General features: G+C 70.9%; 19 protein-coding genes and 1 pseudogene. 6 read left to right on the forward strand and 14 right to left on the reverse strand.

Features of this window, described 5'->3' with window-relative positions; translation table 11 throughout:
• Position 1: 1 nt before the first annotated feature.
• The 9 genes from cysD to OG978_RS31800 form a co-directional block, all read right to left on the reverse strand.
• Positions 2-937 carry a sulfate adenylyltransferase subunit CysD gene (cysD, locus tag OG978_RS31760; protein ID WP_326768493.1) on the reverse strand — a complete coding sequence of 312 codons (936 nt, stop codon included), beginning with the start codon at positions 935-937 and terminating at the stop codon, positions 2-4.
• Positions 934-1,479 (reverse strand): adenylyl-sulfate kinase, encoded by a 546-nt coding sequence (cysC, locus tag OG978_RS31765; RefSeq protein WP_266428495.1) that lies wholly within the window; start codon positions 1,477-1,479, stop codon positions 934-936. Before cysC ends, cysD begins: the two co-directional genes overlap by 4 nt.
• Positions 1,480-1,502: 23 nt before the next feature.
• Complete coding sequence (locus OG978_RS31770; RefSeq protein WP_326768494.1) at positions 1,503-2,204, reverse strand: phosphoadenylyl-sulfate reductase; 702 nt, start codon at positions 2,202-2,204, stop codon at positions 1,503-1,505.
• Positions 2,201-2,380: a hypothetical protein gene (locus OG978_RS31775; RefSeq protein WP_250966951.1), complete on the reverse strand. Its 180-nt coding sequence runs from the start codon at positions 2,378-2,380 to the stop codon at positions 2,201-2,203. Before OG978_RS31775 ends, OG978_RS31770 begins: the two co-directional genes overlap by 4 nt.
• Positions 2,377-4,074 carry a nitrite/sulfite reductase gene (locus OG978_RS31780; protein ID WP_326768495.1) on the reverse strand — a complete coding sequence of 566 codons (1,698 nt, stop codon included), beginning with the start codon at positions 4,072-4,074 and terminating at the stop codon, positions 2,377-2,379. Before OG978_RS31780 ends, OG978_RS31775 begins: the two co-directional genes overlap by 4 nt.
• Positions 4,075-4,188: 114 nt before the next feature.
• Positions 4,189-4,272: a putative leader peptide gene (locus tag OG978_RS31785; RefSeq protein WP_317864749.1), complete on the reverse strand. Its 84-nt coding sequence runs from the start codon at positions 4,270-4,272 to the stop codon at positions 4,189-4,191.
• 180 nt (positions 4,273-4,452) lie between these two features.
• On the reverse strand, positions 4,453-5,046 hold the full coding sequence (locus OG978_RS31790; RefSeq protein WP_326768496.1) for a GNAT family N-acetyltransferase: 594 nt from the start codon (positions 5,044-5,046) through the stop codon (positions 4,453-4,455).
• A gap of 130 nt (positions 5,047-5,176) precedes the next feature.
• Positions 5,177-6,475, reverse strand: coding sequence for a helix-turn-helix domain-containing protein (locus OG978_RS31795; protein ID WP_326770230.1), 1,299 nt, complete (start codon positions 6,473-6,475; stop codon positions 5,177-5,179).
• A gap of 262 nt (positions 6,476-6,737) precedes the next feature.
• Positions 6,738-8,375 carry an acyl-CoA dehydrogenase family protein gene (locus OG978_RS31800; protein WP_326768497.1) on the reverse strand — a complete coding sequence of 546 codons (1,638 nt, stop codon included), beginning with the start codon at positions 8,373-8,375 and terminating at the stop codon, positions 6,738-6,740.
• 104 nt (positions 8,376-8,479) lie between these two features.
• Here OG978_RS31800 and OG978_RS31805 point away from each other — a divergent pair, with 104 nt between their 5' ends.
• The gene (locus tag OG978_RS31805) at positions 8,480-9,598 is read left to right on the forward strand and encodes a YihY/virulence factor BrkB family protein (RefSeq protein ID WP_442817856.1); all 1,119 of its coding nucleotides are present in this window, start codon (positions 8,480-8,482) and stop codon (positions 9,596-9,598) included.
• Between the two features lie 34 nt (positions 9,599-9,632).
• On the opposite strand, the gene OG978_RS31810 is transcribed toward OG978_RS31805, so the two are convergent.
• A complete protein-coding gene (locus tag OG978_RS31810; RefSeq protein ID WP_326768499.1) occupies positions 9,633-10,016 on the reverse strand; it encodes a CU044_2847 family protein in 384 nt (127 codons plus the stop codon).
• 52 nt (positions 10,017-10,068) lie between these two features.
• On the opposite strand from OG978_RS31810, the pseudogene OG978_RS31815 reads away from it, so the two are divergent.
• Positions 10,069-10,761 (forward strand): annotated as a pseudogene (locus OG978_RS31815) (DUF6597 domain-containing transcriptional factor); the annotation flags it as partial.
• A gap of 20 nt (positions 10,762-10,781) precedes the next feature.
• On the opposite strand, the gene OG978_RS31820 reads toward OG978_RS31815, so the two are convergent.
• The 4 genes from OG978_RS31820 to OG978_RS31835 form a co-directional block, all read right to left on the reverse strand.
• Positions 10,782-11,174: a VOC family protein gene (locus tag OG978_RS31820; protein ID WP_326768500.1), complete on the reverse strand. Its 393-nt coding sequence runs from the start codon at positions 11,172-11,174 to the stop codon at positions 10,782-10,784.
• Positions 11,175-11,295: 121 nt separating this feature from the next.
• Positions 11,296-12,855, reverse strand: coding sequence for a 3-hydroxyacyl-CoA dehydrogenase (locus OG978_RS31825; protein ID WP_326768501.1), 1,560 nt, complete (start codon positions 12,853-12,855; stop codon positions 11,296-11,298).
• Positions 12,856-12,987: 132 nt separating this feature from the next.
• Positions 12,988-13,797 carry a CoA-transferase subunit beta gene (locus OG978_RS31830; RefSeq protein ID WP_326768502.1) on the reverse strand — a complete coding sequence of 270 codons (810 nt, stop codon included), beginning with the start codon at positions 13,795-13,797 and terminating at the stop codon, positions 12,988-12,990.
• Positions 13,798-13,847: 50 nt separating this feature from the next.
• A complete protein-coding gene (locus OG978_RS31835) occupies positions 13,848-14,765 on the reverse strand; it encodes a CoA transferase subunit A (protein ID WP_326770231.1) in 918 nt (305 codons plus the stop codon).
• 196 nt (positions 14,766-14,961) lie between these two features.
• Here OG978_RS31835 and OG978_RS31840 point away from each other — a divergent pair, with 196 nt between their 5' ends.
• The 4 genes from OG978_RS31840 to OG978_RS31855 all read left to right on the forward strand — a co-directional run bounded on the left by OG978_RS31840 (position 14,962) and on the right by OG978_RS31855 (position 19,311).
• Positions 14,962-15,891 (forward strand): LysR family transcriptional regulator, encoded by a 930-nt coding sequence (locus OG978_RS31840; RefSeq protein ID WP_326768503.1) that lies wholly within the window; start codon positions 14,962-14,964, stop codon positions 15,889-15,891.
• A gap of 103 nt (positions 15,892-15,994) precedes the next feature.
• Positions 15,995-17,224, forward strand: a complete 1,230-nt coding sequence (locus OG978_RS31845; protein WP_326768504.1) for an acetyl-CoA C-acetyltransferase — start codon at positions 15,995-15,997, stop codon at positions 17,222-17,224.
• A 246-nt stretch (positions 17,225-17,470) separates the two neighbouring features.
• On the forward strand, positions 17,471-18,814 hold the full coding sequence (locus OG978_RS31850) for an MFS transporter (RefSeq protein WP_326768505.1): 1,344 nt from the start codon (positions 17,471-17,473) through the stop codon (positions 18,812-18,814).
• Positions 18,815-18,852: 38 nt separating this feature from the next.
• Positions 18,853-19,311, forward strand: coding sequence for a MaoC family dehydratase (locus OG978_RS31855; RefSeq protein ID WP_326768506.1), 459 nt, complete (start codon positions 18,853-18,855; stop codon positions 19,309-19,311).
• Positions 19,312-19,316: the final 5 nt, after the last annotated feature.

Genomic DNA, 19,316 nt, shown 5'->3' on the forward strand with positions numbered 1-19,316 from the left:
CTTAGAAGTACCCCTCGCGCTTACGGTCTTCCATCGCGGCCTCGGACATCTTGTCGTCGGCACGCGTCGCGCCCCGCTCGGTGAGCCGGGAGGCGGCGATCTCGGTGATCACGTCGTCCAGCGTCGTCGCGTCCGAGTCGACGGCGCCGGTGCACGACATGTCGCCGACCGTGCGGTAGCGCACCTGCCGGGTCTCGATCCGCTCGCCCTCCTTGGGGCCGCCCCAGTCGCCCGCGGTCAGCCACATGCCGGAGCGGCTGAAGACCTCGCGCTCATGGGCGAAGTAGATCTCCGGGAGCTCGATGCCCTCGCGGGCGATGTACTGCCAGACGTCCAGCTCGGTCCAGTTGGAGATCGGGAAGACCCGGACGTGCTCGCCGGGGGCATGCCGGCCGTTGTAGAGCTGCCACAGCTCGGGGCGCTGGCGGCGCGGGTCCCACTGGGAGAACTCGTCGCGCAGCGAGAAGACCCGCTCCTTGGCGCGTGCCTTCTCCTCGTCCCGGCGCCCGCCGCCGAACACGGCGTCGAAGCGGTGCTGCTGGATCGCCTCGGTCAGCGGCACGGTCTGCAGCGGGTTGCGGGTGCCGTCCGGGCGCTCGCGGAGCTTTCCGGCGTCGATGTACTCCTGCACGGAGGCGACATGGAGCCGCAGCCCGTGCCGGGCCACCGCGCGGTCGCGGTACTCCAGCACCTCGGGGAAGTTGTGCCCGGTGTCGACGTGCAGCAGCGTGAACGGCACCGGCGCGGGCGCGAACGCCTTGAGCGCCAGATGCAGCATCACGATGGAGTCCTTGCCGCCGGAGAACAGGATCACCGGCCGCTCGAACTCGCCCGCCACCTCGCGGAAGATGTGCACGGCCTCGGACTCCAGGGAGTCCAGGTGGCTGAGTGCGTACGGATTGCCGATGCCTTCCGACACGGTCGCGGCGGTCGTCATGCCGCACCCCTCTCGCTCAGCAGCGCGTACAGCTCCGCCGCGGACTCCTGCACGGTCTGCCGGTGCGACTCGATCCGCAGGTCCGGCGACTCGGGCGCCTCGTACGGGTCGTCGACCCCGGTGAGCCCGCTGATCTCGCCCGCCGCCTGCTTGGCGTAGAGCCCCTTCACATCGCGTTCGGAGCACACCTCGACCGGAGTCGCGACATGCACCTCCAGATAAGCGGTGCCCTCGGTCTGGTGCCGCTTTCGCACCGCGTCCCGGCTGTCCGCGTACGGGGCGATGACCGGGACCAGCACCTTCACGCCGTTGGCCGCCAGCAGCTCGGCGACGAAGCCGATCCGCTGGACGTTGGTGTGCCGGTCCTCGCGGGAGAAGCCGAGACCCGCGGAGAGGAACTCCCGGATCTCGTCGCCGTCGAGCACCTCCACGCGATGCCCCTCACCGCGCAGCCGCCCGGCGAGTTCGTACGCGATGGTGGTCTTGCCCGCGCTCGGCAGACCGGTCAGCCAGATGGTGGCTCCCGTCTCCGTCACGCTCATCGAAGTCTCCTGATCAGTCGTCATCAGTCGTGCAGCCCGCACTCGGTCTTGCCCCGGCCGGCCCAGCGTCCGGCGCGTGCGTCCTCGCCCTCCAGCACCCGGCGGGTGCAGGGCTCGCAGCCCACGGAGGCGTAGCCGTCCATCAGCAGTGGGTTGGTGAGTACGCCGTGCTCCGTGACGTACGCGTCCACGTCGTCCTGCGTCCAGCGGGCGATCGGCGAGACCTTCACCTTCTGCCGCTTCTGGTCCCAGCCGACGACCGGGGTGTTCGCCCGGGTGGGGGACTCGTCGCGGCGCAGCCCGGTCGCCCAGGCCGTGTACCCGGTCAGGCCCTCTTCGAGCGGCTTGACCTTGCGCAGCCTGCAGCACAGGTCGGGGTCGCGGTCGTGCAGCTTCGGCCCGTACTCGGCGTCCTGCTCGGCCACGGTCTGCCGGGGGGTGAGGGTGATGACATTGACGTCCATCACCACCTCGACGGCGTCCCGGGTGCCGATCGTCTCCGGGAAGTGGTAGCCGGTGTCGAGGAAGACCACGTCGACACCGGGGAAGACGCGCGAGGCGAGATGGGCGACGACCGCGTCCTCCATCGAGGACGTGACGCAGAACTTCCCGCCGAAGGTGTCGGCGGCCCACTTGAGGATCTCCGGCGCGGAGGCGTCCTCCAGCTCCCGCCCGGCCCGCTCGGCCAGGATCTCGAGGTCTTCGCTCTGCAGAGTCTGAGTCATATCCCGTCCCCTTCAACGTCATTGCGCTGCAGCCCCCGGGTCAGCAGACCCAGGAACTTGAGCTGGAACGCGCGGTTGCAGGAGGCACATTCCCAGGCACCGTGGCCGGTCTCGTGCGGGCGCAGGTCCTCGTCCCCGCAGTACGGGCAGTAGAACGGTGCGGCGCGTTCGCTCATGACAGGGACTCCGCACTGGCCCGCGCCGCCCAGGTCGCGAACCGCTCGTCGCCCTCGCGCTCCTCCTGGAAGCGGCCCAGGACCCGCTCGACGTAGTCGGGCAGCTCGGCCGAAGTGACCTTCAGGCCACGGACCTTGCGGCCGAACCCGGCTTCCAGGCCCAGGGCGCCGCCCAGGTGCACCTGATAGCCCTCGACCTGGTTGCCGTCGGCGTCCAGCACGAGCTGGCCCTTGAGACCGATGTCGGCGGTCTGGATGCGGGCGCACGCGTTGGGGCAGCCGTTGATGTTGATGGTGAGCGGCTCGTCGAAGTCCGGCAGGCGGCGCTCCAGTTCGTCGATCAGCGCGGCGCCGCGCGCCTTCGTCTCGACGATCGCCAGCTTGCAGAACTCGATGCCGGTGCAGGCCATCGTGCCGCGCCGGAACGGCGAGGGCCGCACCTGGAAGTCGAGCGCCTCAAGTCCGGCGACCAGGGAGTCCACCTGGTCCTGTGCCACGTCGAGAATGATCATCTTCTGCTCGACGGTGGTGCGCAGCCGGTCCGAGCCGTGCGACGCCGCGAGGTCGGCGATCTTGGCGAGCGTGGAGCCGTCCACCCGGCCGACCCGGGGGGCGAAACCGACGTAGAAGCGGCCGTCCTGCTGCTGGTGCACACCCACGTGGTCGCGCCAGCGGCTGCTGGGCTGCTCGGGGGCGGGACCGTCGGTCAGCGGACGCTTCAGGTACTCGTCCTCCAGCACCCGGCGGAACTTCGCCGGGCCCCAGTCGGCCATCAGGAACTTCAGCCGGGCGCGGTTGCGCAGCCGCCGGTATCCGTAGTCGCGGAAGATGCCGACGACTCCGGCCCAGACGTCCGGAACCTCGTCGAGCGGCACCCACGCGCCCAGCCGCTCGGCGAGCCGCGGGTTGGTGGAGAGCCCGCCACCGACCCAGACGTCGAAGCCCGGACCGTGCTCGGGGTGGACCACGCCGACGAACGCGATGTCGTTGATCTCGTGCACCACGTCCTGCACCGGCGAACCGGAGATCGCGGTCTTGAACTTGCGCGGCAGGTTGGAGAATTCCTTGTTGCCGATGTACCGGTCGTGGATCTCGTCGACGGCGGGCGAGCCGTCGATGATCTCGTCGGCGGCGATGCCGGCCACCGGGGAGCCGATGATCACGCGGGGGCAGTCACCGCACGCCTCGGTGGTGGAGAGCCCGACGGCCTCCAGCTTCTCCCAGATCGCCGGGACGTCCTCGATGCGGATCCAGTGGAGCTGGATGTTCTGCCGGTCGGTGATGTCCGCGGTGCCGCGCGCGTACTCCTGCGAGATCTCGCCGATCACCCGCAGCTGTGCGGTGGTCAGCCGGCCGCCGTCGATCCGGACCCGCAGCATGAAGTGCTTGTCGTCCAGCTCCTCCGGCTCCAGGATCGCGGTCTTGCCGCCGTCGATCCCGGGCTTGCGCTGGGTGTAGAGGCCCCACCAGCGCATGCGTCCACGAAGATCGTTGGGGTCGATCGAGTCGAAACCGCGCTTGGCGTAGATCGTCTCAATGCGTGTCCGCACATTGAGACCGTCGTCGTCCTTCTTGAACTGCTCATTGCCGTTGAGCGGAGTGTGGTGCCCCACGGCCCACTGGCCTTCGCCACGGTGGCGTCCGGCCTTGCGGCGGGGCGTGGTGGTCGCAGACTGTTCCGGGGTAGCGGCCATGACAGTACGTCCTTCGGGACTGCAGGAGGGCGGCTCTGAACTGCACACTCGCGTCAAGGCGCGGCGGTGCGCAGGGTTTGCAGAGAAAAGGGGATCGCGGCGGTGCTGGGACTCTCAGCTCGCCGGACAGATGGCGCTGGACACGCGGCCGAGGTCGACGTGGCGTCGACTCACCAAGGCAATTCCAGTTCCAGGCATGACGGAAGCGTGGCACGCGTATCTCGGGCCAGTCCACCACTATCCAGGATGTGGACGAGAGTGTCCCGCATCGCGAGATGGCCTGGTGCTCGTCATTGGAGCGATCCGGACCGGCCCGCCCGTAATGGCCGCAATCCCCCTACATGTCACCCGAAGCGGAGGGCGGCCCCGCCCGCCGTGCTACCGCCCGGCCCCCGGCCACGGCCCCGGCGTCGCCACCTCCGGCTCCAGCTCCACCTTCGTGTCGAAGAGCCGGAAGCCGCGCCGCTCATAATTGTCCATGGCGTGAGGTCCGTCCTTGGAGCAGGTGTGCAGCCACACCCGCTTCGTCGGTGTCCGCTCCGGCCAGCGCTCCGCCAGGTCCCAGGCGCGAGCGACCCCGTACGAGAGCAGATGTCCGCCGATCCGCCGCCCCCGGAATGCCGGAATCAGCCCGAAGTACATGATCTCGACCGCACCCTCGTCCTGCGGGTCCAGCTCTATGTAGCCCGCGGGGGTGCCGTTCTCGTACGCCACCCAGGTCTCGGCCCCCGGCCGGTCCAGGGCCTCCTGCCACTGCGCGTACGTCATGGCGAGGCGGTCCGTCCACTGGATGTCGCCGCCGACCGCCGTGTAGAGGAACCGGCTGAACTCGGGAAGCGGAATCTGTGACCGCACGATCCGCACATCGCCCTCCGGGACCGCGGCGGGCCGCAGATCGTCGGGGGAGGTCTGTTCCAGGGACCAGATGGTCACTTCGGTGGCGGCGGCGGCGCTACGTGCGGGGTTGCTCATGACTGCCAGGGAACCACGCCCCGCCGCCCGCGCCAAAGCCGGTCCCGAAGCGCGGACCGCGGGATGCCCGACGGAGCGCGCCCGCCGACGGTGCGGGCCCACATCCGGAACGGCCCGGATCCGGAACGTCCTAGTCGGCCGTACGCGCCCTGACCACCACCGGAGCCGTCGAGTGCGGCAGCAGATCGGCCGGGTGGTCCGGGTGGATCACCTCCACCTCGACGTCGTCGCCGAAGCGGTACGGGCGGTGTGCGAGCACCTGGGCGAGATGGCGGCGCATCCGTGAGATCTCCGCCCGTACCGTCACCGTCCGGGTCGCGTCGCCGAAGATGTCCTGGGCGAGCTCGGAGGCGGTACGCCCCTCGCGGTGCAGCGCCAGGGCGTACAGCAGCTCCGCATGGCGCGGCGAGAGCCGCTGCGTCCAGGTGCCCACCGCGCCCACCATATTGACCGTGTAACCGCGCGGCCGGCTCAGATCCAGCACGACCCGTTGCGGCGCCCCGTCCGAAGGCCCGTCCGCGACCTGCAGCAGCCAGCCGCCGGGCAACGGCTCGACCCGGCACATGCCGAGCGACGGCAGCCACACCCGGCCCGGCCGTATCGACTTGGGCAGCGGCAGCCGGTCGACCGGCGGCATCCCGGTCACCGCGGCGAGCCAGCCGTGGGTGTCCACCGCCAGGGTCCGGCCGCCCAGCCGGCACACCAGCGGTGCCGCCACCGAACGCAGCCGGTCGATCGCCTGCAGATGCCGGTTCCTGATCTCGCTCTCCGCCAGCCTGGCGACCGAACTGACCAGGGCGAGCGTCGTCGGATGGAACGTGGACGCGGGGCCGCTCATGTCGACGATGCCCATCACCTTGCCGTCGCGCGGGTCACGGACCGGGGCCGCCGCACACGTCCAGTTGTGCAGCATGCGGACGAAGTGCTCCGCGGAATGGACCTGCACCGGGACGCGGGAGACCAGCGCCGTACCGATCGCGTTCGTCCCCGTGCTCTCCTCCGCCCAGGCCGCGCCCTCCGCCAGGCACACGTCGTCCGCCCGGCGCAGCACCCCCGCGTTGCCCCGGCGCCACAGCACCCGGCACTCCACATCGGTGATCACCATGATCTGCTGGGCGGCGTCCGCCAGGGAGACCAGGCCGTCGTCGAGCAGCGGCATCACCTCGCCCAGCGTCGAGCTCCGGCGCCGGTGCTCGATCTCGTCCACATCCAGCAGCACGCTCTCGGTGGACTGGTCCGGATCCATGCCGCTGCTCAGCACCCGGTTCCACGAGGCACCGATCTCGGCCCGCGGGGCGACCGCCGGGCGGTCGCCGACGAGCGTGGCCTCCCTGGCCCGGTGGACCGCGCGGGTGGCCCGGGCGGACTGCGGGACAGCCGGTCGCGTCACCCCGGAGGCGCTTGTCTCCACTCTCGTTTCCCCCCACATGCCAGGGCCGGCTCGACGATCCACGGGCTCATCCTGCCGCTGCGCGGGCCCCGGCACCGCGCACTCCGCACAATGGTTGCAACCCTTTGCAACTCTGGCGAGAGGGTGCAGGCCCGTATGAGAGTGGTGGAACACCGCGCGGCGGAGCCCGTGTTCCACTGTTCGGTGTGCACAGCATGGAGGGTGGTGCCGTGTCGGCGCAGCACCACCCTCCGTTGCTGTTCACCCGCGGACAGCTCCGGTCTGATCCAAACGGAAGACCCTAGTGCGTGACGGGCCGCGCCCGTTCCACGATCGATGCCAGATCGAGGCTGTGCGGCAGTGTGCCGAAGGCCGCACCCCGGTCCCCGCCCAGCCGTGCGGCGCAGAACGCGTCGGCCACCTCCGGCGGCGCCCACCGCACCAGCAACGAACCCTGCAGCACCAGCGCCATCCGCTCGGCCAGCCGGCGGGCCCGCGCCTCGATCCCTTCCAGATCGGCGAGCTCCGTCAGCATGTGCTTGATCGCCCCGTCCAGCCGGTGATCGGCTCCGCGCGCCCTGCCGACCTCCTGAAGAAACGCGTTCAGCGCCATCGGCTCACGCTGCAGCGCCCGCAGCACGTCCAGCGCCTGCACATTTCCCGCGCCCTCCCAGATGGAGTTGAGCGGCGCCTCGCGAAGCAGCCTGGGCATCCCGGACTCCTCGACGTACCCGTTGCCGCCGAGACACTCCAGCGCCTCGGCCACCACCGGCGTGCACCGCTTGGTCACCCAGTACTTCGCCGCCGGTACCGCGATCCGCAGGAAGGCCCGCTCGCTCTGGGACCCGTCGTCGTACGCCGCCGCCAGCCGCATTGCCAGCACCGTCGCGGCCTCCGACTCCAACGCCAGATCGGCCAGCACATTGCGCATCAGCGGCTTCTCGACCAGCACCCCGCCGAACGCGCTGCGGTACGTGCAGTGGTGGATCGCCTGCGCCACCGCCTGCCGCATCAGCGCCGCCGAACCGACCACACAGTCCAGCCGGGTCGCCGCCACCATCCCGATGATGGTGCGCACCCCGCGCCCCTCCTCGCCGACCCGGCGCGCCCACGTACCGTCGAATTCGACCTCGGCCGACGCGTTCGACCGGTTTCCCAGCTTGTCCTTGAGCCGCTGGATCGCGAAGGTGTTGCGGGTGCCGTCGGGCAGCACGCGGGGCAGAAGAAAACACGTCAGGCCGCCGGGCGCCTGCGCCAGCACCAGGAAGCCGTCCGACATCGGCGCCGAACAGAACCACTTGTGCCCGGTGAGCAGATACTCGCCCTCCGCGGCCAGCGGCTCGGCACGGGTCGTGTTCGACCGTACGTCCGTGCCGCCCTGCTTCTCCGTCATTCCCATTCCCAGGAGCACACCGGCCTTCTGCGCGGCGGGCCGCAGCTCCCGCTCGTACACCGCCGAGGTGAGCAGCGGTTCCCACTCCGCGGCCAGCGCGGGGTCGGTGCGCAGCGCGGGCACCGCCGCGTGCGTCATCGACAGCGGGCAGCCGTGCCCCGCCTCGGCCTGCGTCCACACGAGGAAGCCGGCCGCCCGCCGTACATGGCCGCCGGGCCTGCCCCAGGCGTCGGTCAGGCCCGCGGCGACCGCGTGGCCGAGCAGCCGGTGCCAGGCCGGATGGAAATCGACCTCGTCGATGCGATGCCCGTATCGGTCGTGGGTACGCAACGCCGGCGGATTCGCGTTCGCCTGCGCACCCCACTCCTGCACCTGCGCGGAGCCCGCGGAGCGGCCCAGCTCACCGAGCTCGCCCCGGACTTCGGGCAGGAGCTCGGGCGACATGTGACGTCTCACCGCCTCGGTGAGCGCCCGGTCGGCGGCGAAGACGTCGTAGCCGGTCAGCGGCGGTACCTGGTTGGACACGGTGTGGGTGGTGGCTGCCATGCCGATACGGTAAGGACGTGCAGGCAGCAAATGAAACACCCGAGCGGCCATCGGGTCGGCTCCACCGGGCCCGAGTCCTCTATCGCAACGTATCCAAGCGGCAGATGGCCTGGCAGTTGCTCAAGGACACCGTCAACTCGTGCATGGAGTACCGCATTCTCGGGCTCGCCGCCGAGGCGGCGTTCTTCACCCTGCTGTCCCTGCCACCCCTGCTCCTCGGCCTGATCGGGCTCCTCGGATACGTCGACGAGTGGACCAGCACCACCACGGTCGCCTCCATCGAGCGCAACATCCTCAACGCCGCGCAGACCGTGCTCAGCGAGCGGGGCGTCAACGACTTCGCCAAGCCACTGCTGGAGGACGTCACCACCGGCGCCCGGCCCGATGTCATCTCGATCGGCTTCGCGATCGCGCTCTGGTCCGGCTCCCGCGCGGTCAATGTCTTCATCGACACGATCACCGTGATGTACGGCCTCGACGGCCAGCGCGGCATCGTCAAGACGCGACTGCTCGCCTTCCTGCTGTACGTCGTCGCGCTGCTGCTCGGTGCCGTCGTGCTGCCGCTGCTCGTCGTCGGCCCCGACCGGGTCGTGGAGTTCGTCCCGTGGGGCACCGAGCTCATAAGCATCCTGTACTGGCCGCTGGTGATCCTGCTGTCGATCGCGTTCCTGACGACGCTCTACCACGTGTCCGTACCGGTCCGTTCGCCGTGGATCGAGGACATGCCGGGTGCGCTGGTGGCGCTCGCGATGTGGGTGCTCGGCAGCTTCCTGCTGCGGATCTACCTCACCAGTACGGTCGAGGGGCCCACGATCTACGGCTCGTTGGCGGCCCCGATCGCCGTCCTGCTGTGGATCGGAATCTCCGCGTTCGCGGTGCTGGTGGGAGCGGCGGTGAACGCGGCCATCGACCGGGTGTGGCCCTCGCTGGCGACGGCCGCCGCCCGCGCGGCGAACGACCGGGTACGCGCGGCCCAGGCGGCGGAGTTCGTCGCCCGGACGCAGGCGGAGCACCAGGAGGACGAGGACTGGGACGACGACGAGGACGATGACGACGGCGGTGAAAGCCCCTACATGCCCTCCGAATTCCCGGAGCGCTGGTCGAAGTTCCTGCCGCCGGACGACGTGAAGTCCAGGCTGCAGCCGAGCCGCGACAAGGAGCAGGACAAGCCGGACCCGGACAAGCCGGACCCGGAGAAGTCGGACAACGCGTCCGACGGCTGAGCGTGCCCGCCAGGGCCTGCCCGCCGGACAGGCCCTAAGGGGCGGGCGCGGGTGCCGGAACGGCCGGCGCCGTCGGCGCGGCCGGAACCGCCGGGGTCGCACCGGGGGACCAGGACAGCTTGACCGTCAGATGGCCCTCGACCGCGCTCTTGGCGATCACCGCCCCGGCCTCCGCCGTGATCTTCACCCCGAATTCGAGCTCCACACCGTCCGGCTTCAGGGCGCCGTCCCGGAACACCGCGAGCGCGGACTCGGCCGCCGAGCGGATCCCCGTGAGTGCGCTGTCGAACGTACGCCCGGCCCTGGCCAGGGTGTTGTCATCGCCCAGCGCGACCAGCTGCGCGCCCTGCGTGTGACGGTCGACCTCGACCGTCACCGTCGCACCGCTCTCGGTGGTGAACTCCATCAGTGCCGTCATGACCGCCCCCGGGAAGCCGATTCCGTACGCCGACGAGACTAGCGTGTGGGGTATGGGCGACAGGTACGAAGAGCGGACGTCGCGGTTCGACGGTGCGATCGTGTGGACGCTGAGTGTGCCGACGGGGGCGGTCCATCCGGTGCTGCCCGACGGATGCATGGACCTGCTCTGGATCGGCGGACGGCTGCTCGTGGCAGGCCCCGACACCCGTGCCGCAACGCCGTCCGCCCCGACCGGCGGGCAGTGCACCGGCATCCGCTTCGCACCCGGCACCGCCCCCGCGCTGCTCGGTGTGCCGGCGCACGAACTGCGTGACCGTCGCGTCGAGCTGGCGGACCTGTGGCCCGGAGGCCGGGTCCGCGAGCTCACCGAGCAGCTCGTCGAAGCCCCCGACCCGGCTGCCGCGCTGGAGGCCATCGCGCTGCGCCGGGCGGCCGACACCGCACCGCCGGACCCGCTGATGCGGTACGTCGCGGACCGGCTCGGCGCCGGGCGGTCCGTCGCGGACACCGCGCACCGGGCCGGTCTCGGCGCCCGCCAGCTGCACCGCCGTTCGCTCGCGGCCTTCGGTTACGGGCCCAAGACGCTGGCCCGGGTACTGCGGCTGCAACGCGCGCTGGCCCTCGCGCGGTCCGGGACGCCGTACGCCGAGGCGGCGGTCGAGGCGGGCTGCACCGACCAGGCCCATCTCGCCCGGGAGATGCGCGACCTGACCGGGACCACCCTGACCGCCTACCTCGGCCGGTAGTCGCCCGGCCCGGGGCCTCAGCCGTTGGCGGCGAACAACGACACCGAGCAGCCGTCCGGGTCGAGGACCGTCGCGTAACGCTGCCCCCACACCGCGTCCCATGGCTTCAGATGTCCCCGGTACCCCGCTCCGGTCAGGTCGTCGTACACCGCGTCGACCTCTGCCGGGCTGTCGCACAGGAAGGCCAGCGAGAGGCGGTCCCCGCCGGTCGGCGCGGTCCATTCGGGTTCGAACGAGCGGATGACGTCCTCGGTGTCCCACATCAGTCGCTGCCCCCCAGGGAGCGTCACTTCGACATGGGGTGCGGATTCCGCTCCGGCGGGGATGCCGAGACCGAGCCGACGGTAGAAGGTGAGCGATGCGGCCAGATCCGCCGTGACGATGCCGATCGCGTCCATGCGTGGAGTCATGCTCCGACCGTATGCCGGTCCCCGGCGCGGGTCTTGTACGAAACGGACATCCGCGAGGACGGGTGAGAACGGGGCCGCAGGTGGGGTGCCGCAGGTGGCCGGCAGCACCCCCCACCCGCTCCTACGCGGACGTGCCGTCGGCCGTGCAGTCGGCGGGTGACGTGCCCGGGTCCGTCAGTGCGAGACCGAGCTGGGCGCGTTCGGTGACCCAGCGGCTCGGGCGATGGCGCGGATCGCCCGTCGTGCGGTGCAGCGCCCGGTGCAGCTCCAGCATCCGGTCCGCGCCGATCCGGTCGCCCCAGGCCAGCGGGCCGACGGGGTAGCCGAGTCCGGCGGTGACGGCCAGGTCGATATCGGCGGGGGCGGCGATGGAGCGCTCCGCGATCCCCGCCGCGACCGACACGATCGAGGCGAGCAGCCGCTGGGCCACCGAGCCCGCGGTGTCCCGCACCACCGAGACCGCCCACGGCTCCTCGCCCTCCGCCGCGCGGGCCAGCACTGCGCGGGCGTCGCGCGCGGCGGCCGGGTCCGCCGCCGGGGTCACGGCCAGCACCCGGCGCCGGCCGGCCGCCGGCAACGGGTCCACGCCGAAGGTGCGCCCCGCGGGCAGCCCGTGTCCGGCGACCGCCTCGGCCACCGTGGTGCCCCAGACCGGAACCAGCACCAGGGCGTCGGCGGACGGTTCGTCGCCGGTCCCGACGACGGCACCCGCGGCGGTCAGCGCCGCCCGCAGCGCGGCCGCGTCCCGGTCCTGCCCCTCGGGGCCGTGGACGAACACCGGACGGCCCGGGTCGCCGGTGACCGGCGGCTCCGGAGCGGGGGAGGGCGCCTCGGGACCGTACGCGTACCAGCCGTGCCCGGTCTTGCGGCCGTGCAGCCCGGCCGCCACCCGGTTGGGGGTGAGGTAGGAGGGGCGGAGCCGGTCCGCGTACCGGAAGCCCTGCCAGATCGAGTCGATCACCGCGGCCGTCACATCGAGCCCGGTGAGGTCCATCAGCTCGAACGGGCCCATGCGCAGGCCCAGTACGTCGCGGGCGATCCGGTCGATGTCGGCCGGGTCGCCGGCCGTCTCCTCCAGCAGCGCGAGCGCCTCGGTCACCAGCCCGCGCCCGGCGTGATTGACCAGGAAGCCGGGGGTGTCGGCGACGGTGACCGCGCGGTGGCCGCAGCTCTCGACGAGCGAGGTGAGGGCCGGCGGGATCTCCGGGCGGGTGGCCGCGCCGGGCACGATCTCGACGATCTTCATCAGCGGTACCGGATTGAAGAAGTGCAGCCCGGCCAGGCGCGTCGGGTCCTTCAGCTCGGCGGCGATCCGGGTGACCGACAGGGACGAGGTGTTGGTCGCGAAGACGGCCGTCGCGGGCAGCGACTGCTCCAGCCTGCCGAAGACCTCCGTCTTGGTGCCGAGGTCCTCCCGCACGGCCTCGATGACCAGCTCGACTTCCGGGCCCTGCGCCCACGGGTCGTCGAGCGGGATCAGCCGCTCCAGGGCGGCGGCGCGGTCCTCGGCGGACATCCGGCCCTTCTGGACGGCCCGTTCGAGCATGGACCGTACGAAGTCCACGGCGGCCGTCAAGGCCTCCGTGCGCACGTCGCACAGCTCGACGGTGTGTCCGGCGGTCGCCGCCCACTGGGCGATGCCGCGGCCCATGGCCCCGGCGCCGACGATCCTGATACGCATGGTGGTTGCGGTCCTCTCGGGGTGTGACATGTGATCCGTCCGGTCGAGAGCGGCTGTGACATGTGACCTGTCTCGGTGAACGGCTGTGACATGTGATCCGTCCAACCGAACGGCTGTGACATGTGAACCGTCTCAGCGAAGATAGACGCGTTCCGGGTCCACGTCCTCACACAGCAGCCGGAGTTCGGCCGCGGTCGGCGGCGGTACGGTCCCGACCTCGTCGGCCACCTTCAGGTCCCAGCCGGTGGCCGCCCGTACCTGCTCGACGGTGACGCCGGGGTGGACGGCGACCAGCCTCAGCTCCTCGCCGACGCCCGTGCGGGCCAGGATGCCCAGCTCGGTGATGACCCGGGTGACACCGGCGCCCAGCGGCCGGATGCCCTCGGTCAGCGCCCGGTCGGGGCCGGGCGTGGTGCAGAAGTCGAGGGTCTCGGTGAAAGAACGCGGATTGTGGCGGCGCATCACGACGAAGACCTCACGGGAGTTGGCCATCACCTCGATGCCGCCGCCGGAACCGGGCAGCCGGACCGAGGGGCTGTCCCAGTCGCCGATCACGGACGTGTTGAGATTGCCCCACCGGTCGATCTGCGCGGCGCCCAGGAAGCCCACGTCGATGTGGCCGCCCTGGAGGACACAGCCGAAGAGCGTGGGCATCGACAGCACCGCCTCGGCGCCGGTGATCAGGACCGCGTCGGCGATGGTCTCCGGCAGGTGCGAGGGGTGCGCGCCGCAGACCCCGGACTCGTACACGACCTCGATCTCCGGGGCGACCGTCAGATGCGCCAGCTCGGTGGCAAGCGTCGGCAGGCCGATGCCGGCGAACACGGTGCGGCGCGCGGCCAGTTCACGGGAGGCGACGACGGAGAGCAGCTCCGAGGAGGTGACGGCGTCCGCCGGCTCCGAGGAGTTGGTGGTGTCCGGTGCGGTGGTGGTGATGGTCATGGCGCGTTCCTTCTCGTGGTCCGTTTCCGTCGCCCGTCCGGTCCGCAGGCTCACAGCCGCCGCCCGTAGTTCACGGGCAGGCTCAGCGCCTCGCCGACCGCCAGGCCCGCCCAGAACTCCTCGCCGAGCTTGTCGACGTACTCTGCGTGGTCGGCCGTCCCGAGCACCCATTCGGCCAGCCACTCCTGGAGTCGCTGCGGGTCCTTGCTGATGTGCGACCAGGCGCGGTAGAAGGCGTTGTCCCGGTCGTAGTACCCCTGTGCGAAGGACGGGTGGGCGCCGCGCGGACAGACGACGACCGCGTCGACCGCGTGGGCGGGGACGAGCGTACGGTTCGGGTCCGAGCGGACCACCTCGTCGTCGACGATCTCCTCCACGACGACGATCGCCTTGTCCGCCGCGTACACCGCCTCGGCCTGGATGCCGGTCAGGCCCCACATCTGGGTGTTGCCGCTGCGGTCGGCGCGCTGGGCGTGGATGATCGTCACATCCGGGTTGACCGGCGGTACGACGTAGATCTGCTCGGGTCCGCCGTCCGGGCCGGGGTAGGGCGAAGTGACCTTGCGCAGACCGCTGTTGACGGACGGCAGATCGCTGCCGCCGTAGCTGCGCAGCGGGTGGAACGGCAGTCGCTGCGCACCGGCCAGGTAGCGGCAGATCATTCCGTAGTGGCTGTACTCCTCGAAGGCGAGCGGCGCCGGTTCGCCGGTCTCGATGCGGCGGCGCAGCTCGCCGAGCGAACCGGCGGAGGAGTTGCCGACGAAGGAGGAGACCAGCCGCGAGACACAGCCCGCGGCGATCATCTGGTCCACCACGATGTCCGCGGTCATCCGGACCACGGTGAGGTCCCGGCGGCCCTGGCGGATGATCTCGTGACCCGCGGCGGTCGGGACGAGATGGGTGAACCCTTCGAGACAGACGGTGCCGCCGTCGTGGACGAAGGCGGCGATCGCCGCCTTCATCGACATCGTCTTGTCTTTCCGGTCCGTCGTGGCCACGGTGCTCCTCCGGCTCTGCTGGCGCGTCCTGGTATGCGCGTCGCCCCACCGTGTCAGCGGCTATTGATTGCTGTCCAATACCAAATTAAGGTCGCATCAAGACGTCTGATTAATGAATCGGATCAGTGGGTCCGGTCGGCGACGACCGGCGGCCGAAGGAGCGCGCATGGAGCTGCGTCATCTGTCCGCGTTCGTCGCCGTGGCCGAGGAGCTGCACTTCGGGCGGGCCGCGAAACGGCTGCAGATGGCCCAGCCGCCGCTCAGCCAGCAGATCCGCCAGCTGGAGAAGGAACTGGGCGTCCAGCTCTTCGAACGCAACACCCGGTCGGTGCGGCTCACCAGCGCGGGGGAGTCCTTCCTCCAGCCGGTACGTACCGTCCTCGACGACCTCGACACCGCGGTGCGCGCCGCGAAGGCGGCGGGCCGCGGCGAGTACGGGCGGGTCACCATCGGTTTCGCGGGCGCCTCCAGCCACGACACGCTGCCGCTCCTCACCAGGGCGGTGCGCGCCGCCCACCCCGCCCTCGAACTGGTCATGAAGGGGCAGACCTACGCCAACGTCGCCCTTGACCGGGTCGCCGACGGCTCGCTCGACCTGGGGTTCGTCCGGCTGCCGGTGACCCAGCCGGGGGTGGCGTACCGGGTGATCGACGAGGAGGAGCTGGTGTGCGCGCTGCCCTCCGACCACCGGCTCGCCCGGCTGGAGAGCGTCCCCATCGACGTCCTGGCCGAGGAGCCCTTCGTCTCCTTCCCCGCCAACACCGGCTCCACCGTGCGCGACGCGATGGTCGGGGCCTGCGAGGCCGCCGGGTTCAACCCCCGCGTCGTCCAGGAGGCGCCCGACTCGTACACCATCCTGGCGCTGGTCGCCGCGGGTGTCGGAGTCACGCTCACCGTCACCTCCGTCCAGCACATCCAGCAGAACGGCCTCGTCTACCGGCCCCTGTCCGGCCCGCCGATCCGGCTCCAGGCGGCACTGGCCTGGCGGGCCGACAACCCCTCCGCCGCGTTGCGGGCGGTCCTCGCCGTGGCGGAGGAGGCCCTGCCCACGCCGCCGGGACCGGGCGGGAGCCGAACCACCGCAAGCCGACATTGAGACGCGCGACGTCTTGAACCAGGGCGAACTGGATATTGGACCGACTCAGTCGCCGGGTGCAAGGGTCGGCGGCACACGCCACCCGCCTCCGAAAGGTCACGCCGTGCCCGATCAGCAGCTCGATGTCGTCATCTGTGAACCACTGCGTACCCCCATCGGCCGTTTCGGCGGAGTGTTCGCACAGCAGACCCCGGCCGCACTCGCCGCACGCGTCATCGCCGAGCTCGTGGCCCGTACCGGAATCGATCCCGCCGCCGTCGACGAGGTGATCCTCGGGCACTCCTACCCGTCCGCCGAGGCCCCCGCCATCGGCCGGGTCGCCGCTCTCGACGCCGGGCTGCCCGAGACCGTCACCGGCTCCCAGGTCGACCGCCGCTGCGGCTCGGGCCTCCAGGCCGTGCTCGACGCCGCGATGCAGATCCGGGCCGGCTTCAGCGAGGTCGTGATCGCGGGTGGCGTCGACGTGATGAGCGCCGCCCCGTACTACACGCACGACGGCCGCTGGGGCATCAAGGGCCCCGGCCTCCAGCTCCACGACTCGCTGGCCCGGGGCAGGGTCACCGCGGGCGGCGTCAACCACCCCGTGCCGGGCGGCATGATCGAGACCGCCGAGAACCTCCGGCGCGCCTACGGCATCAGCCGCGCCGACCAGGACGCCCTCGCCCTGCGCTCGCAGCAGCGCGCCGGCCGGGCGGCGGCGGAGGGGCGCTACGACGCGGAGACCGTCCCCGTCACCGTACGCACCCGCAAGGGCGAGACCGTCGTCACGGCCGACGAGCACCCCCGCCCCGACACCACCGCCGAGCAGCTCGCCGCGCTGCGCCCGATCATGGCGAAGTCCGACCCGGAGGCGACCGTCACCGCGGGCAACGCCAGCGGCCAGAACGACGCGGCCGCCGCCTGCCTGGTCACGAGCGCGGCCACCGCCGAACGCCTCGGCCTCACCCCGCTGGTCCGGCTGGTCTCCTTCGCCCGCGCCGGGGTGCCCGCCGCGACGATGGGCATCGGCCCCGTCCCGGCGACCCGGGCCGCCCTCGACCGTGCCGGACTCACCCTCGCCGACCTCGACCTGATCGAGCTCAACGAGGCCTTCGCCGCCCAGGTGCTCGCCTGCACCCGCGAGTTGGGCCTCGGCGAGAAGGACCACGAGCAGCGCATCAACGTCAACGGCTCCGGCGTCTCCCTCGGCCACCCGGTCGGCGCCACCGGCGCCCGCATCCTCGCCACGCTCACCCGTGAGCTGCACCGCCGCGAGGCCCGGTACGGGCTGGAGACCATGTGCATCGGCGGCGGACAGGGCCTCGCCGCCGTCTTCGAGCGGATCGCGGCCTGAGCTTCCGCCCCGCGGGTGCAGTGAGACGCATGACGTCTCACTGCACCAGTAATTCGGTATTGGACCGTTCTAGGTCCCGGCTGGCACCGTAACCGCCATCACCCCCCACGCCGCAGTCCCCCTCCCCGGACCACCGATGCGTCCCCACGCATCCACGCATCCCCACGCGGCGAAGGGCGTCTCGGGCGACGCCCCTTCTCGTCCCCCCTGCCATCCGTTCGATCAATGACGTTCACGGGAGCCACCATGAGTGCGTCCACCGCCAGCGCGCGAGAGCGCACAAGAGCCGCCAACCGTGCCGGATTCGGTGCCTTCGTCGGTTCGACCATCGAATGGTTCGACTTCTACATCTACGGGACGGCGGCAGCGCTCGTCTTCGACAAGGTGTTCTTCCCCGAGCTGGAGGGGCCGGTAGGAACCCTGGTCGCCTTCGCGACCTTCTGGGTCGGCTTCCTCGCCCGCCCCATCGGCGGGATCATCTTCGGCCACTACGGCGACCGCCTGGGCCGCAAGAAGACCCTGGTCATCACGTTGCTGATGATGGGCATCTCGACCACCGCGATCGGTCTGCTGCCGAGCTACGCCTCCATCGGCATAGCCGCCCCGATCCTGCTGGTCTGCATCCGCATGGTGCAGGGCATCGGCCTGGGCGGTGAGTGGGGCGGTTCCGTACTGATCGCCTCCGAGCACGCCCCGAAGGGCAAGTCGGTGCTGTACGGGGCGTTCGCCCAGCAGGGCTCGCCGGTGGGCAACACCCTCTCCACCCTGAGCTTCCTCGCGATCAGCCAGCTGCCCGACTCCGCGTTCGTCTCCTGGGGCTGGCGGGTGCCGTTCCTCTTCTCGGCCGCCCTCGTCATCGTCGGACTCTTCGTCCGGCTGAAGGTCGCCGAGTCCCCGGCGATGGCCAAGCTCATCGAGAAGAAGGAAGTCGTCAAGCTCCCGCTGACCGAGGTCCTGCGCACCCAGCCCATGCTGATCGTCCTCGGCATCGGCGCCTGCACGATCGGTCTGTCGGCCACGTACTTCAAGTCGACGTTCGCCCTGTCCTGGGCCACCTCGGCGCTCAGCTTCGACCGCAGCTCGTTCCTGACGATCATCCTCGTCGCCAACATCACCCAGATCATCGTCCAGCCCTTCGGCGCCCTGATCGCCACCCGCATGAAGAGCTGGTCCCGCGCGGTGACCGTGATGCTGGTGCCCGAGCTGATCCTGATGCCGGTGATGTTCCTGCTGATCCGCACCGAGAACTACGGTCTCGCGATGTTCGGCGTCGCCGTCGCCACCATCCCGCACTGCCTCTACTACGCGGCCCTGGCCGGCATGCTGGCCAGCCGCTTCCCGGCCCACCTGCGCTACACCGGCATCTCCCTCTGCTACCAGCTGTGCGGGACGCTGCTCGGCGGCACGACCCCGATCATCGGCCAGTTCCTGCTGAACCGCACCGGCTCGATCACCGCCGTCATCGCGTACGCCGTCTTCCAGGTGGCGCTGACCCTGGGATGCATGCTCCTGCTGCTCAAGCGCCCCAACCACGACGAGCAGGCCGTGGAGCCGGTCGCCACATCACGCACCGCGGCCGCCGCCGTCTGACCCCCGCCCACGAGAAGAGAGACGAGAGGACGGCCGCCGTGCCGCTGACCGTGAACGGCATCCCGGAGATCCTCGCGCTGAGCGGGCGCGACCTCGGGCACTCCGACTGGAAGGAGATCACCCAGGAACTCATCGACGCGTACGCGCATGTCTCCGGGGACCACCAGTGGATCCACACCGACGTCGAGCGCGCCGCGTCCGGCCCGTACGGACGGACCATCGCCCACGGGTACATGGTGCTCAGCTGGGGCATCCCGATGTTCGCCGAGCTGCTCCGGATCGAGGGTGTGGGCCGCGCCCTCAACTACGGGGTCAACCGGGTCCGCTACCCGGCGCCCGTGCCGGTCGGCAGCAGGGTCCGGCTGCATGCCACCGTCGCCGGGGTGAAGAAGGTCGCACGTGGCGGCGTGGAGATGGCCCGGACGTTCACCTTCGAACTCGAGGGGTCCGAGAAGCCGGCCTGCGTGGCCGAGTCGCTGACGCACTTCTACCCGTAGGACAG

The sequence above is a fragment of the Streptomyces sp. NBC_01591 genome, assembly GCF_035918155.1.
In the GTDB taxonomy this organism is placed as follows: Bacteria; Actinomycetota; Actinomycetes; order Streptomycetales; family Streptomycetaceae; genus Streptomyces.

Bases quoted from the DNA above. Each gene is read 5' to 3' on its own strand.
- OG978_RS31810 (WP_326768499.1), bottom strand. From the start codon at position 10,016: ATGACGGCACTGATGGAGTTCACCACCGAGAGCGGTGCGACGGTGACG.
- cysC (WP_266428495.1), bottom strand. From the start codon at position 1,479: ATGAGCGTGACGGAGACGGGAGCCACCATCTGGCTGACCGGTCTGCCG.
- OG978_RS31775 (WP_250966951.1), bottom strand. From the start codon at position 2,380: ATGAGCGAACGCGCCGCACCGTTCTACTGCCCGTACTGCGGGGACGAG.
- OG978_RS31805 (WP_442817856.1), top strand. From the start codon at position 8,480: ATGGCCTGGCAGTTGCTCAAGGACACCGTCAACTCGTGCATGGAGTAC.
- OG978_RS31790 (WP_326768496.1), bottom strand. From the start codon at position 5,046: ATGAGCAACCCCGCACGTAGCGCCGCCGCCGCCACCGAAGTGACCATC.
- OG978_RS31800 (WP_326768497.1), bottom strand. From the start codon at position 8,375: ATGGCAGCCACCACCCACACCGTGTCCAACCAGGTACCGCCGCTGACC.
- OG978_RS31820 (WP_326768500.1), bottom strand. From the start codon at position 11,174: ATGACTCCACGCATGGACGCGATCGGCATCGTCACGGCGGATCTGGCC.
- OG978_RS31835 (WP_326770231.1), bottom strand. From the start codon at position 14,765: ATGTCGATGAAGGCGGCGATCGCCGCCTTCGTCCACGACGGCGGCACC.
- OG978_RS31795 (WP_326770230.1), bottom strand. From the start codon at position 6,475: ATGTGGGGGGAAACGAGAGTGGAGACAAGCGCCTCCGGGGTGACGCGA.
- OG978_RS31785 (WP_317864749.1), bottom strand. From the start codon at position 4,272: ATGCCTGGAACTGGAATTGCCTTGGTGAGTCGACGCCACGTCGACCTC.
- OG978_RS31830 (WP_326768502.1), bottom strand. From the start codon at position 13,797: ATGACCATCACCACCACCGCACCGGACACCACCAACTCCTCGGAGCCG.
- OG978_RS31825 (WP_326768501.1), bottom strand. From the start codon at position 12,855: ATGCGTATCAGGATCGTCGGCGCCGGGGCCATGGGCCGCGGCATCGCC.
- cysD (WP_326768493.1), bottom strand. From the start codon at position 937: ATGACGACCGCCGCGACCGTGTCGGAAGGCATCGGCAATCCGTACGCA.
- OG978_RS31840 (WP_326768503.1), top strand. From the start codon at position 14,962: ATGGAGCTGCGTCATCTGTCCGCGTTCGTCGCCGTGGCCGAGGAGCTG.
- OG978_RS31770 (WP_326768494.1), bottom strand. From the start codon at position 2,204: ATGACTCAGACTCTGCAGAGCGAAGACCTCGAGATCCTGGCCGAGCGG.
- OG978_RS31850 (WP_326768505.1), top strand. From the start codon at position 17,471: ATGAGTGCGTCCACCGCCAGCGCGCGAGAGCGCACAAGAGCCGCCAAC.
- OG978_RS31780 (WP_326768495.1), bottom strand. From the start codon at position 4,074: ATGGCCGCTACCCCGGAACAGTCTGCGACCACCACGCCCCGCCGCAAG.